Source organism: Oleidesulfovibrio alaskensis DSM 16109, from assembly GCF_000482745.1.
GTDB classification, from domain to species: domain Bacteria; phylum Desulfobacterota; class Desulfovibrionia; order Desulfovibrionales; family Desulfovibrionaceae; genus Oleidesulfovibrio; species Oleidesulfovibrio alaskensis.
In genome coordinates this window covers 63,746-76,427 of record NZ_AXWQ01000014.1, presented here as the reverse complement: position 1 = coordinate 76,427, position 12,682 = coordinate 63,746, and the positions used below count along the sequence as shown (strand labels likewise).

15 protein-coding genes are annotated in these 12,682 nt (G+C 60.3%); 8 read left to right on the top strand and 7 right to left on the bottom strand.

Features of this window, described 5'->3' with window-relative positions; genetic code table 11:
* Positions 1-38 precede the first annotated feature (38 nt).
* The gene (locus tag H586_RS0109550; RefSeq protein WP_027181911.1) at positions 39-233 is read left to right on the top strand and encodes a hypothetical protein; all 195 of its coding nucleotides are present in this window, start codon (positions 39-41) and stop codon (positions 231-233) included.
* A 451-nt stretch (positions 234-684) separates the two neighbouring features.
* Here H586_RS0109550 and H586_RS0109535 read toward each other — a convergent pair whose 3' ends face one another.
* Together H586_RS0109535 and H586_RS0109530 are read right to left on the bottom strand one after the other, a co-directional pair.
* Entirely contained in the window at positions 685-951 is a 267-nt protein-coding gene (locus tag H586_RS0109535) for a hypothetical protein (RefSeq protein WP_027181909.1), read from the bottom strand.
* 195 nt (positions 952-1,146) lie between these two features.
* Positions 1,147-1,959 (bottom strand): XRE family transcriptional regulator, encoded by an 813-nt coding sequence (locus H586_RS0109530; protein WP_027181908.1) that lies wholly within the window; start codon positions 1,957-1,959, stop codon positions 1,147-1,149.
* 207 nt (positions 1,960-2,166) lie between these two features.
* Here H586_RS0109530 and H586_RS18820 point away from each other — a divergent pair, with 207 nt between their 5' ends.
* The 5 genes from H586_RS18820 to H586_RS20960 all read left to right on the top strand — a co-directional run bounded on the left by H586_RS18820 (position 2,167) and on the right by H586_RS20960 (position 4,459).
* The gene (locus H586_RS18820; protein WP_148204115.1) at positions 2,167-2,478 is read left to right on the top strand and encodes a hypothetical protein; all 312 of its coding nucleotides are present in this window, start codon (positions 2,167-2,169) and stop codon (positions 2,476-2,478) included.
* Positions 2,466-2,915: a hypothetical protein gene (locus H586_RS0109520; protein ID WP_011367179.1), complete on the top strand. Its 450-nt coding sequence runs from the start codon at positions 2,466-2,468 to the stop codon at positions 2,913-2,915. The genes H586_RS18820 and H586_RS0109520 overlap by 13 nt, the downstream gene beginning before the upstream one ends.
* A gap of 340 nt (positions 2,916-3,255) precedes the next feature.
* Positions 3,256-3,630, top strand: coding sequence for a hypothetical protein (locus H586_RS0109515; protein WP_027181907.1), 375 nt, complete (start codon positions 3,256-3,258; stop codon positions 3,628-3,630).
* Between the two features lie 8 nt (positions 3,631-3,638).
* A complete protein-coding gene (locus H586_RS18815) occupies positions 3,639-4,094 on the top strand; it encodes a hypothetical protein (protein WP_051363962.1) in 456 nt (151 codons plus the stop codon).
* Positions 4,094-4,459: a hypothetical protein gene (locus tag H586_RS20960; RefSeq protein ID WP_011367176.1), complete on the top strand. Its 366-nt coding sequence runs from the start codon at positions 4,094-4,096 to the stop codon at positions 4,457-4,459. The genes H586_RS18815 and H586_RS20960 overlap by 1 nt, the downstream gene beginning before the upstream one ends.
* A 128-nt stretch (positions 4,460-4,587) precedes the next feature.
* On the opposite strand, the gene H586_RS0109500 is transcribed toward H586_RS20960, so the two are convergent.
* From H586_RS0109500 to H586_RS0109475, 5 genes are all read right to left on the bottom strand, one after another.
* Positions 4,588-6,099 (bottom strand): hypothetical protein, encoded by a 1,512-nt coding sequence (locus H586_RS0109500; RefSeq protein ID WP_155891372.1) that lies wholly within the window; start codon positions 6,097-6,099, stop codon positions 4,588-4,590.
* 106 nt (positions 6,100-6,205) lie between these two features.
* Positions 6,206-6,952 carry an HD-GYP domain-containing protein gene (locus H586_RS0109495; protein ID WP_027181905.1) on the bottom strand — a complete coding sequence of 249 codons (747 nt, stop codon included), beginning with the start codon at positions 6,950-6,952 and terminating at the stop codon, positions 6,206-6,208.
* A gap of 335 nt (positions 6,953-7,287) precedes the next feature.
* Positions 7,288-7,776 (bottom strand): outer membrane lipoprotein, encoded by a 489-nt coding sequence (locus H586_RS0109485; RefSeq protein ID WP_081701812.1) that lies wholly within the window; start codon positions 7,774-7,776, stop codon positions 7,288-7,290.
* A 107-nt stretch (positions 7,777-7,883) separates the two neighbouring features.
* Positions 7,884-8,261: a hypothetical protein gene (locus H586_RS0109480; protein WP_011367172.1), complete on the bottom strand. Its 378-nt coding sequence runs from the start codon at positions 8,259-8,261 to the stop codon at positions 7,884-7,886.
* A gap of 81 nt (positions 8,262-8,342) precedes the next feature.
* Entirely contained in the window at positions 8,343-8,663 is a 321-nt protein-coding gene (locus tag H586_RS0109475) for a TIGR03905 family TSCPD domain-containing protein (protein ID WP_011367171.1), read from the bottom strand.
* 152 nt (positions 8,664-8,815) lie between these two features.
* On the opposite strand from H586_RS0109475, the gene H586_RS0109470 reads away from it, so the two are divergent.
* Both H586_RS0109470 and htpG read left to right on the top strand, forming a co-directional pair.
* Positions 8,816-10,117, top strand: coding sequence for a hypothetical protein (locus H586_RS0109470; protein WP_027181903.1), 1,302 nt, complete (start codon positions 8,816-8,818; stop codon positions 10,115-10,117).
* A 161-nt stretch (positions 10,118-10,278) separates the two neighbouring features.
* Positions 10,279-12,189 carry a molecular chaperone HtpG gene (gene htpG / locus H586_RS0109465; RefSeq protein ID WP_027181902.1) on the top strand — a complete coding sequence of 637 codons (1,911 nt, stop codon included), beginning with the start codon at positions 10,279-10,281 and terminating at the stop codon, positions 12,187-12,189.
* The last annotated feature ends 493 nt before the right edge of the window (positions 12,190-12,682 follow it).

The window sequence follows — 12,682 nt, the reverse complement described above, 5'->3', positions numbered from 1 at the left end:
CGCACGCAGATGTGCTGCCGGGCTTCAGACGTTGCTTCATGAAAACCATACAATTCTGCCTGCGCCGCCTGCCTGTGGCAGCTGCCGCCCTGTTTCTGGCCATCGCCGCGTTCATGGCGGCACGCCCCCTGCATCTTCCCGCCGCCACAACCGGTTCCACGTCCGGCCATGTGCGCACGGTCGTCACCGGTAACACAGCCCCCGCAGTCAGCACTGCCGGATACACCCGCTGACCGGCATCCGCCTGTCAGCAATTTCCGGCCCGCGACGGCTCATTCTGTACAACAGACAGTCTGCAGCCCGCGCCGGAAAGCCCCGGCTGTTTCTGCGCCCCGGCCCGCCGCCGGTCAACACCTGCATAACGCCCCTTCCGCCGCCCCTGCAGCCGGACAGACACTGACAACGGCGGAGTACAGCCGGAGGTGTTCTGTTCTGTCATAACCAGCAGAAGCACACGCAGACAGCCGGTGTAAACAAAAGCCATCACAACGGCACCGCAAAACATGCAGGTTCCGGAACACTGCGCAGACCAGTCTTTCAATCCCCGCCACCAGTCCGCTGAAAATGCGCAGCTCCGCAGCAAAATATAGTACCGCATGCGCGCTTCTGTTCTGCGCCGCAACGAAACCCGCGGACGGCAATGTCACACGGGGCTTCCGCCTGCTGCCTACAGCCCCCGTATCATCACCCCTGCGGGTATGACACGGGGTATTCCGTATGATAAAGCCTGTAAACCAGCACGGGGCGCCCTGTTTCCGCAGCCATATCCTCTGCCGTCCGCAGCGCCTGCGCCCGCGCCTGTTCGGTCCATTCTTCACGCGAGCCGTCCGGCCAGCCTCCCAGCACAAGCCATTCCCCGCCACGGCCCCGCCTGTACGCTCCATACAGCGCATCCGCCGCTGGCAATCCCCCTTCTTTCATTCCGTCGCAGTCTGCCTGCACATGCCCCATAAATCCTCCTGTTCGCAGCCGGTGTGCACACCCGATGTGCACAGTTATCCAAACAAAAAAAGCATCGCACAAAAAGTGCAATGCCTTCCAGAGATACCGGCAAACCAGCCCGCGGGACACTTCCTTTGTGCGGGAAGGAGCGGAACGCGGTGACGGCAGAAAAAGACCGCAAAAAAACCTATGCGTGCCTGCGCACTACAACTCCTTGCCTGCCCATATCACGCGGCCGATGACCGTCCAGTCACAGGAAACGTCCTGCGGGTCAATTTCGATGTCCTGATAGGCAAGGTCGCGGTTATCACCGCGGAAAAGCAGCCTGCCCGGAGTACGGGCAAACCGTTTGATATAAATTTCGTCCTGCACACGGACAACATACACTTTATCTTCCACAAGATATGTGTCGCCTTCATTGACAAGTACATCATCGCCGTTGTGCAGCGTCGGTTCCATGGACCTTCCCATGACTTCCATAAGCCGCAGCGATGATGTGTCGTGCGTTTTGCTGAGCAGCCAGTCAAGCCGGAAGGCATGGCGCTCGACGTTCTCGGCCCCTGTCTGCAAAGACCCGCCCCCGGCACTGGGCCGCGCATCTGCCTTGGACACAAAGACAAACTCGTCCAGCACTCCGCGCAGGTCAGGCATATCGGAAAAATCGTGCAACGGATGCACCGCATGCGCAGCCGCGCCCGTGGCGCCAAAGGCGGCCCTGCGGCCATACTCCGTGCCGTCGTTTTCGTGCACACCCAGACCGGCAGCAGATTCACGGCCATCGGCGGCAGGAAATTCCGGCACGGGAGATTCGGACGGAGCACAGCGCATGAGCACACCGGAAAGGCGGTTCAGATTGCTCCGGCTGGGAAACCGCTCACCGTTTTTCCATGCATATACGGTCCGGCGGCTCACACCGGCGGCAACGGCGACTTCACGCACACCGCCCAGCCTGCTTATGGCGTGCTCCACATACTCCTGCATACGCAGTTCCGATTCAGAAAAATCCGTGGCTTTCATGGGTGTGTTTATACCACATTTTGTGGAAATGTAAAGTGCCTTGACGTCAATGTGCGAAACTCACTTGACGATTCTGTGCACTTTATGAAATATCTGTTCACACATGACGGCGTGCCCGCACATAACACCATGCGCCGGCACAAAACGGCAGGGTCCTGCGGAAAGACAGAAACACAGGGGCCCCCGCCACAAGACTTCAGAGGGACAATGATGACTACCAATCCTTACCAGACCATGACCTGCGTACGCTGCGCGCAATGCGGCAGACCGTTTCATGTTTCTGTGCGCAAACTGCGTGAAGGCATGATGCTGTGCGCCGGATGCATGGATACACGGTCCCGGTGCAACACCGAACCCATGGTACAGATAGAGCAGGGAGAACACAGCCGGTTGCTGCGCCTGTATTATGCCGTGTTCGAGCATGAATGCGCGCGCACGCCCGCAACGGAAACCGCATGCCGCAAGGCATTTGACGACTGCAACCGTTTTTTTGAAGGAGGCAGCCCATGCCGGTTGTAACCTGCCGGCACTGCGGCAAGGAATTTTCCGTGCCGCAGGCCAGAATACGTGCAGGAAGAGGCAAGTACTGCTCGCGCCGCTGTTCCGACGCCGCGCGTACAGTGCCCAGAGAAATCGCCTGCGCATGGTGCGGCAAGTCTGTCCGCCCCACCCACGCCGGTCAGATGTACTGCTCGCGCTCGTGCGGCGCTCACGCACAGGCTGCTCGGGCTCGTAAGGGAGAAAAGCGCACATGTGCACAATGCGGCCGGGCATTTTCTCCTGCCAGCAACAAGGAACGGTTCTGCTCTGCCCGCTGCAGACGCGACAATGACCTGCAGCAGGCCGCCACGAGAGGATACGGGCTGTTTGAAGATCCGTGGGCTTCGGGCGACGTGCAGCCCGACCGCTACGGCAAGGACCTGTACCGCATGCCCGACATGGGGCTGGGATTTTAGCGGGCTGCCGCAGGGCTGCCCGCACCGCGTCTGCCGCGCACCTGCGGAAAGAGCGGTCCGCACGCGGGCGCAGACGCACACGAAAAGGAAAGGTGAAATCCGCAGTAAGCCCGCTCCGCAAAGCTCTACCGCGGCATGATGCCGGAGCTAAGCGGCACCATGACCAGACCGGCCGCCGGCCGGACTGACGCTGCCCCGTACGGATACAGGCAGGGCCGCGCGCCCCGCCGAACCGGCCGGCAAACACCACCCTGCAGCATGCAGGTTGCCGCCCCGCACAATTATTCCGCACGCTGCACCGTCAGTATCATCCGACAACATCATGCAACCGGGGAAGAAAATGGCTATTGTGAACAGAGTTTTTTTGCTGGGCACCGTAATCGTGTGGCCCAGAAGACGTCAGGAACGGGAATTGGGATGCGGGGCTGTGACCGCTCTGAAAATAAGCACAGCGCAGGACGGACTGCACGCCGCGCACACCGTGTTTGCGCCCGGCAAACTGGGCGACTGGTGCATGAGCATGCTCACTCCGGGCAGTGTCGTCCACATTGAAGGTGAGCTGTTCTCTCTCTGCGGGCAGCAGGCGGGGTCACTGATCAGGGCTTTTGCCGTGCAGCTGGTTTCCACAGAAAACAAAGATGAGGCTCCGTGCGGGCAACAGGCTCTTTTCCGGCAACCCTTCTGCCTGCACCCTGCAGCTGCCTCGCTGCATTAGGAGCCGCCATGCGTTGCTACACCCCCCGCCACTTCCGTATTGAAGAACTGGTACCTCCGCAGATGGCTGCCCACCCCCGCGCCGCTGTGCGCCGCAACCTGCTCATGCTTTTTGATATGGACGCGCTGCGCACGCTGGACCTGCTGCGCCGCCGCTACGGGCCTGTAACGGTCAATACATGGCATGCCGGAGGCAACCGCACACTTTCGGGCTGGCGCCCGTGGGACTGCGCCACCGGTGCGGCACTGTCGCAGCACAAATACGGGCGGGCCTTCGACTGCCTGTTCCGCGACGCCACGCCTCAGGAGGTCCGCCACGATCTGCTTTTGCGGCCGGACGACGAGGAGTTCCGCGCCATCAGACGCATAGAGGCCTTTGAGGGAATGAACTGGTTTCATTTTGACACCGGCAACCATAACCGGCAAGGCCACGGCATTGCCGTGGTAAGGGGGAACACGCACTAATGTGGCCAGAATCGGAAATCCGCACGGCAACAGACCCGTACGAAGCACAGGCGGCAGAGAATACGCACCACCTTTGTCACGGCGCAGCCGCCCCCCCTGCAAACCAGCTGTACGGGGCAGCTACCTTCCTGCCCCCACCATACGGATATATTCCGCAGTATGCACCCCACGGCGAACCGGCCCGTCCGCTGGTGCTGGTGGGGCTGACTGCCATATGCAACGCGGTGGGAGCGGGAGAGAAAACAGTCAAGCGATGGATACGCAACGACAACTTTCCTGCCCGGCGCTGCACTGACGGCACCTACAGGGCCGATCCGGAGGCCATACGCCGGTGGTTTGCCCCGCCGCCGTCCGGCCGGGCCTGATACGCCCCCACACTCCGTCACGGATGCAAAAAGGCGGCTTCGGGACCATAGTTTACGCGGAACCGCAACATATTGCGGTTCCGCCAGTTTCTGCCGCCACATACCGCCGCTTTTTGCCGCACACGGCATCACACAGGGCCGCTGCCATGCTCCAGAGCATCACGCAGCACCGTCTGCAGCAGCCTGTGGCGCTCCTGTGCCGCCACATTTCTGTCGCGTTCCTCTTCGCGTATGCACCACAGCAGCTCGTTGCCGTGCGCTACGACATCAGCCAGACCGCGGGGCACGGCGCTGCCCGCTTCCTGCCACGCCTTTGCCGCCAGCACGGCCTGTACCGCATGCTCCGCCGTATAGGCCGCCACCTCCGGCAGCTCTGTATTCAACACGGCAGCAACCTGCTGCTCCTGCTGCAAAATTTCCAGCAACGCAGACAGGGCGCGGGCAAGTGCCCGAGAAACCGGCCAGCTTTCCATAAGCGTGCGCAGCTCTTCCAAGGCCTGTTGCTCCTGACGGCCGGCAGTACGCAGAGCGGCGCGAAAACGCGGAGCCAGCAGTTTCACCTTCTGCGGCGCCGTCTGCATGGACTGCCGCAATTCAGCCGCCAGCCTTGCGGGTGCCTCACGCCGTGCCGCCGCTGCGGAAGACAATGCGCGGAACGCCAGATTCAACGCTTCTGCCGCATAAGGTGAACCGTTCACAAGGCGGCGCACCTCGCGCCCTGTTCTCCACAGACGCAAAGGGATTCCGGGATCCGCATCCTGCATCCAGCGTTCCGGTTCGCGCATAAGACGCAGCCGCAAAGCGCCAAGCATTCCGTCAACAGCAAAAAGGCGCTGCTGTAATTCGTGCAGCAAAACAGCATCGCCGGATGCTGCCTGCCCGACCGCGACAAACACACCGTCAGCCAGACGGATATCAGCGGCATTTGCCGCCAGCAGAGACGCAATCCGGCGCTGCAGGCTGATATGCAGCAACGTGCGCAGACCATACCGGCGTACCATTCCGGCAAACAGCCTGTCTGCAGCACTGCCGCCCGGCACGAAGGCATGGCGGGTAAGACGCACAAGGCGCCGTGTGTTTGCGGCAGCTTCATCCAGCAATTCAGCAGCGGCAGCGGCAGAAAGAACTCCGCCGTCAACCGGCGGACCGCCGAAACCCGCGGCAACACGCCGGAGTACTCCGCCCGTACGGGCGTACAGCGCCGAAGACAGCTCGACACTGCGGTATTCAGGCGGCAGCAGCCTGACCAGTTGCGCAGCGGAGCCCGCAGCGCCGTACACCGCGGAGTATATCCGCCGCTCTTGCGCAGACAACGGACGGCCCTGTACCGGCGCGGACGGCTCATCCAGATATACGGAGGACACGGGCAAAGGATCTGCACCCCGCAGGGCAGCAGCAAAAACCCGCGTCACCAGCGCGTCGAAATCAGCAGCACGGCTTACTGCCGCGCCGGTTGCATCATCTCCGGCAGAGCAGCCTTCCGGTGCGGCGTGCTGCGGCACAAACATGTCCGCAGAAAGGGATACGGCGGCCCCGCCGGACGGCGACGCCATGCAGCCGGCAATGGCCCCCAGACAGACAGCAAGCCACGCCGCAAGAATAACGGAAGAATAAACAGGACGGACCAAAGGCGGCGACACGGCGGCTCCCGGTTGCAGAACAGACACCGCGTTACTATAGGCCAGCCCGCGCATAAAAAAAAGCCGCCGTAAGGCGGCACCGGCACGTTGTCGTCATGTACCGGCCTTATCGCGGCGGCATAAAAGCAGGCGCTTGCCCCCCTGCCGGCCACGCATGCTTCACGCGGTCCAGCGAAGCCACAAAGGCTTCGACCACGGCAGGATCAAACTGACTGCCGGAGCAGCGTACAATCTCGGCCACGGCGGCGCCAAAGCTGCGACCTTCTCTGTACGGACGTGTCTGCAGCATGGCCGAAAGTGTGTCGGCCACGGCAATGATGCGGGCTCCCAGCGGAATATCCCTTCCGGCCAGCCCGTGCGGATACCCTTTACCGTCCCAGCGTTCATGATGATGCAACACCACGTCCACCACCCCGCCGCTTTCCGCCAGCAAGGCCACAGGCCTTATGATATTGGCCCCTATCAGGGGGTGGCTGCGCATGATTTCCCACTCTTCATCGTCCAGCGGGCTTGCCTTGCGCAGGATATTGTCAGGAATTCCTATTTTTCCGATATCATGCAGATGGCCTGCTATGTGCAGCATTTCTGCCTGTTCAAAAGAACATCCCATAGCCAGCGCAGTGACACGGGCCGTTTCCGCCACTTCGTCCGAATGACTGTGAGTATGCGGGTCGCGCGCATCAATGGCATTGCCCAATGATTCCGCCAGCTGATGCACTGTCAGACGCACATCGCCGCAGCCTGCATCACCCCTTGTAAACAAAAGGCCGCTGTCTGCCGCCTCTGTTCTGCTGCCTTCACGCGTCGCCTGCCCTGCGATGCCCAATGCCAACGCTGCGGATTCCTGCTCCATCCACCTGCTCCCGACTGTTACGGCAAGCCGTGCGGCCGCGTCACAGATACCCCCCCGTGACGTGTCCTGCTGTGCCGCTATTGCGATAAAGAATTTCAATATCACCTATGGAAGCAAAACGGATCTGTCAAGCCGCAACAGCGCCGCGTCGCACCGCAGAAAAAAACACGCCGGAATTCAAACACAGAAAGGGCCGGAAGATATCTTCCGGCCCTGATGGTTCTGATAGCTCTAATAGCTCTGATGGTTCTGATGGCTCTGATGGCCCTGACGGCCCTGCCGCATGCAGTGTACCGGTAACCCGTAATACACCCTGCGCAACGTCCGCAAAACGGTTAATGTCTCACACGGGCGGAACCGTCACCGGCCGTAAGCACACGCACGCGGTCACCCGCGGCGAAATATTCATCTGCTTCCTGCACGATGGAAACGGTGGAGCCGTCTTCCATTTTCACCGTCAGTTCCAGACCGTTTTTGTCCTTGAGGGCCTGTTCACCCGCGGCACCGGCAGCGGCTCCGGCCAGCGAACCGCCCAGTATGGCCAGCGTGCGTCCGGTGCTGGCACCCATGGTGCTGCCCAGCACGCCGCCCACTACTGCACCTCCCAGCACGCCCAGTCCGGACTGTTCGCCCTGAATCTGCACCTGACGCACCGCCGTTACGGTACCGTATTCTACACGGTGCACCACGCGCGCCTGGCTGGTGGAATACACACTGCCGCTCTGGCTGGAGCAACCTGCTCCGAACATTGCCAGCAACAGCACAAAAACAACTGCCGCAACGCCCTGCCTGCGGGCCGGGCGGACAACGGTTTTATGCATCATGACAAGGTCTCCCGTTATGATCTCAGGCTGATTATACTCACTCGCGGCAAAGCCGCACTTACCCGGTATGTAAGCCCCCCGGGTCAAAGCGTCAATACGGGCTGCCGTCAGCCGGCCAGCGAAAGAGTTATACCGATAATGTTTGCGGCGGTCTGCACCGCCCCTGCACCCACAACGCCCCCCGCAGTGGCCAGCGCGACCACCCGCGCCCCCAGACGCCAGGCCTTGTCGGGCCACGGCACGCCCTGCGGTGATGCCGCGCGCCACAGTCCCACGGCCACGGCAAACTGAAACGCCAGCACAGCGGCACGATACACACAAAATCCGTATGCCTGCCAGTAGGCATCTGCCGGAAAGCTGTATCCGGTCAGCATCAGCATGGTCTGCGGCAACGAAACTATCAGCCCCCCCAGCACCAGCCACAGCCAGAAAGTGATAAACAGAGTCTCTTCACCCCGCCACACCCGCAGAAATGCCTCTTTCATACCTGTGTCCTCATCATGTGAAAGCGGCCGGAGAACCGGCCGCGTCCTCATTGTGCACTGCCCGGGCAGCGTGTTGCTATATCAGGCAAAGGGATTGCCCAGCCCGAAACCGAGAGAGGCTGCACCGGCGGGACGCGCACGCATGGAGTCGCCTTCACCGTCGAGCACCTTGCGCACGGCCCGTGCCAGCTGGTCAGGGCAGGACGTGGGCTTTTTACCGCAGGTGATGCCTGTCAGGCGGGAAACAGCCTCGCCGGCTTCCATTCCTTCCAGCAGACGCGAAATGGCTTCAAGGTTGCCGGGACAGCCGCCGGTAAAACGCACATCGGCCAGCTTTCCTCCGGCATCAATATCAAACTGCATCTGTTTTGCGCAGACGCCTGCGGGAGTAAACGTGAACATGTCTTATCTCTCCTTAATAGTATTGAGCGTTGGGAGTAATCACAGAAGCAAAGATTGTCAAAGGGCAGGAGCCCGGCGGGTTTTTCTTTTCAAAAACTCCGCCGGCTGTTAGCACAACGGCGTACACCCGAAAACCCCGACGGAACAGAGCCATGCAGTCAAGCTTTAACCCCGCGCACATCAAAGCCCTGCTGAACAGACGCACAGTGCCCGACAGCGAGACGGAAGAGGCGCTTGACGCCGCATCCGCCATGCGCGGACTTACGCTGGAACAGACCGCGGTACTGCTGGCGGCGCACAAGGCGCATCATCTGGACAGCATAATTGATCTGGCGCGCAGTACACGCTGGGCGCTTACCGGTAACCGTGTTTTTGTGCACGTGCCCGTGCGCTGCCCGGGCATAGGTACCGGTGCGGGGCGGCACAGCACCGGAGCCTCATGGATAGATTCCATGACGCAGGCTGTGGCGTCTCTGGCCGCATGCGGGCATACCATAGTCACGCTGCATCTGCCCGACGACTCGGTGACAACCCGCACCCTGCTGGCGCTGCAAAACAGACTGGCAGGCCGGTGCCCCGCAGGCACTCTGCCGCTGCTGCGGATACGCGCACGGGCGTTTACCGCACGGCAGGCAGTGGAACTGGCCGCCGGCGGGCTGCCGCGCCTTGTGCACATGCAGCTTTCTTACCACCGCCCCACATACCAGACACTGAACACCGTTCCGCATGAAAGTTTTGACAGTGCGCTGCTGCAGCCCCACACATACATGGCAGCCGGTGCGCGCCGCATCACGCTGGGTATCCGGCTGGCATCGCCCCGACCGGAATATGAAGCCCTGTGCCTGCTCTCACAGCATCGCAGCCTGAAAAACATATTCGGGCACGGCGCCCGCACGCTGCACCTTGAAACCACACCCCCTGCAGACCATGCCGGTGTAAAAAACGGCATAAGCGTTCTGGCGCGCATAACCGCCATACTGACTCTGGCCGCGCCGGAGTGTATCATATCCGTTCCTTCCACGCCGCCCGAAGGCGGTGAAGGAACACTGGTGGACATGGGGGCAACCTTTATCGCCACGCAAACATACGACCATGCGGCGGCAATACGCCACGGCGACATGCGGCAGCGTCTGGGCGGTGCATGCGCCATGCTGGACACCACCATACGCAGACTGCTGCGCGATTACGGTGTCATACCGGCTCTGTGCATACGCTGCTACAACGGCACACAGGCAGACAACGCCCGCATGAATCTGGTGGATGCGGGCATTATGCACTGCGAATGCGCACCCATGATTCTGCAGGAACTCACAGGCTATCTGATGCGCCACGGTTCCGCAGCCACAGTGGAGGCCGCCCGCGGAGCTCTGATGCGCGAATTTGCAGCGCTGGATTTTTCCCGGCAGGAGGCCGTGCGCCCCGCGCTGCGTGAACTTCTGGGTCCACGGTTCTGAATACGGACAGCATGCCCCGGGCTTTTCTTCATCCCCCTGCCGCACCGGAACATCTTGACTGCAGGCGCTGCGTATTTATGTATGCAGGCAGTGCCCCGCATGTATTGCGCAGATTCCGCTGCTGCCGCGGGTATGTATTGATATATTCAGGAGGAAACCATATGAGCAAAGAGCACGGCGCCGCCGCCGAAAAACACGAATTCCGCACCGAAGTACGCAAGCTGCTGCACATCATCACCCATTCTCTGTACACCAACAGAGAAATTTTTCTGCGCGAACTGGTCTCCAACGCTTCCGACGCACTGGACAAGCTGCGCTTTGCACAGACACGGGGCGAAGCCGCTCCGGCCGCCGACCTTGACCTGAACATAGCCATAACCGTCAACGAAGAAACACGCACCCTGACAGTCAGTGATACCGGCATCGGCATGACCCGTCAGGAACTTATCGATAACCTTGGCACCATCGCCAGCTCCGGTTCCGAGCGTTTTCTCAAAGAACTTGCCGAAAAAGGTGAACAGGCAAGCAATATCATCGGCCGGTTCGGTGTGGGTTTTTATGCCGTGTTCATGGTGGCCGATTCTGTAACGGTGACCACGCGCAGCGCGCTGGACGCCTCCGGCGCATGGCGCTGGACCAGTGACGGGCTGGGCAGTTTTGAACTGGAAGAAGCCCTCGACGCGCCGGAACGCGGCACCCGCATAGACATCCGTCTGAAGGAAGATGCCGGTGATTTTCTGAAAAAAGACCATCTGAAGGATGTCATCCGCAGGCACTCCAACTTCATCCCCTTCCCCGTTTCGGTAGAAGGCGAACACGTCAACACCACCCCGGCCCTGTGGCGCGAACCCAGATTTCAGGTCACCGAGGAACAGTACAAAGATTTTTATACGTTCCTCACCTTTGACACACAGGCGCCCATGGACACCATCCACCTTTCCATCGATGCGCCGGTACAGTTCACATCTCTGGCTTTCATTCCCAATTTTGGCAACGAGCTTTTCGGGTATGACCGCGACAAATACGGACTGGACCTGTATGTGCGCCGAGTGCTCATCAGCAAAGAATACAAGGCCCTGATTCCTGAATATCTTTCGTTCCTCAAAGGGGTTGTGGATACGGAAGACCTGCCGCTGAACATCTCGCGCGAAACGCTGCAGGAAAATGCGCTCATCGCCAAAATCCGCCAGACGCTGGTAAAGCAGGTGCTGGCGCATCTGGCAAAACTTGCGGAATCAGATGCCGAAAAATATGCCACCTTCTGGCGTACCCACGGACGGGTGTTCCGCATGGGCTACAACGATTACGTCAACAGAGATAAATTCATCCCGCTGCTGCGCTTCAACAGTTCCGCACTGGATGACGAAAAAGGTCTGTGCTCGCTGGATGACTATATCGGCCGTGCAAGAGAGGGGCAGAAGACCGTCTGGTATGTGTCCGCACCCAACCGTGAAGCCGCACGCCTGAACCCCCATGTGGAGATTTTCCGGCGCAAGGGCATTGAAGTGCTGTATCTGTACGAAGCTGCAGACGAGTTCATCATGGAATCGCTCGGCAAATGGAACGAGTTTGAATTCCGCTCCGCGGAACATGCCGATGCCGACGCACTGAAAGACTTTGATGATGTGGAAAAGAAGGATGCGCCTGAAGCTCTGGACGAAGAAGGACGAAAAACTCTGAGCAGCCTGCTGTCCCACATGAAAACCCTGCTGGGCGACAAGGTGGAAGACGTGCGCGAATCAGCGCGGCTTTCTGATTCTCCCGCCTGCCTTGCCAGTAAAGACGGCGGTATGACTGCTTCCATGGAAAAACTGATGCGCGTCATGAACAAAGACGAATCAGTGCCGCGCAAAGTGCTGGAAATCAACCCTGACCATCCGCTTACCCGAAACCTGCTGCGGCTTTACCGCGCCGATGCTGACGACAGGCTGCTCGCGCAGGCCACGGAACAGCTTTACGAATCCGCTTTGCTGCTTGAAGGCTACCTGCGTGATCCCCACGCGCTTGTCGGCAGAGTGAATTCGCTGCTTGAACAGGCCACCGGCTGGTACGCAGAAGTGCGCAAACTGTAGGCCCCGCCATACCCATCCCGTATAAAAACGCCCCGCAGAACATTCTGCGGGGCGTTTCTTATGCGGAAGCTCAGTATATCCCGCATGTGGCCGGTATGTTCCGGCCGAGCACCTGAACCCGCGGCAGCAGACAGAGGCGCGACTTCCGTCTGCTGCCGGATCCGGTCCGGCTCAGTGAATCCGTCCGTACAATACGGACTCCGACACTGTTGCGGTCACGCGCAACCGGTTATGTCATCCCGCCGAGGCGGAAAGGCACGCTGTGTCGTCCTTTGCGGCTTCCGCGCTTGCCGTCGTGCCGGCGACACAAGGCGGAGCTGCCGGTAAAATGCCCCCACCCCTGTAAGGAGAGACACTTTACCATCCCCTGCGGCACCTGCATCTTGCCGGAAGAAGGAAGCTGCAAGGGATGACTAAGTATGTAGCTCCGGCTGCCACATGCGTCCAACTCTTGAGCATAAAAAAATCCCTCCGGCAGAGTCCGGAAGGAACT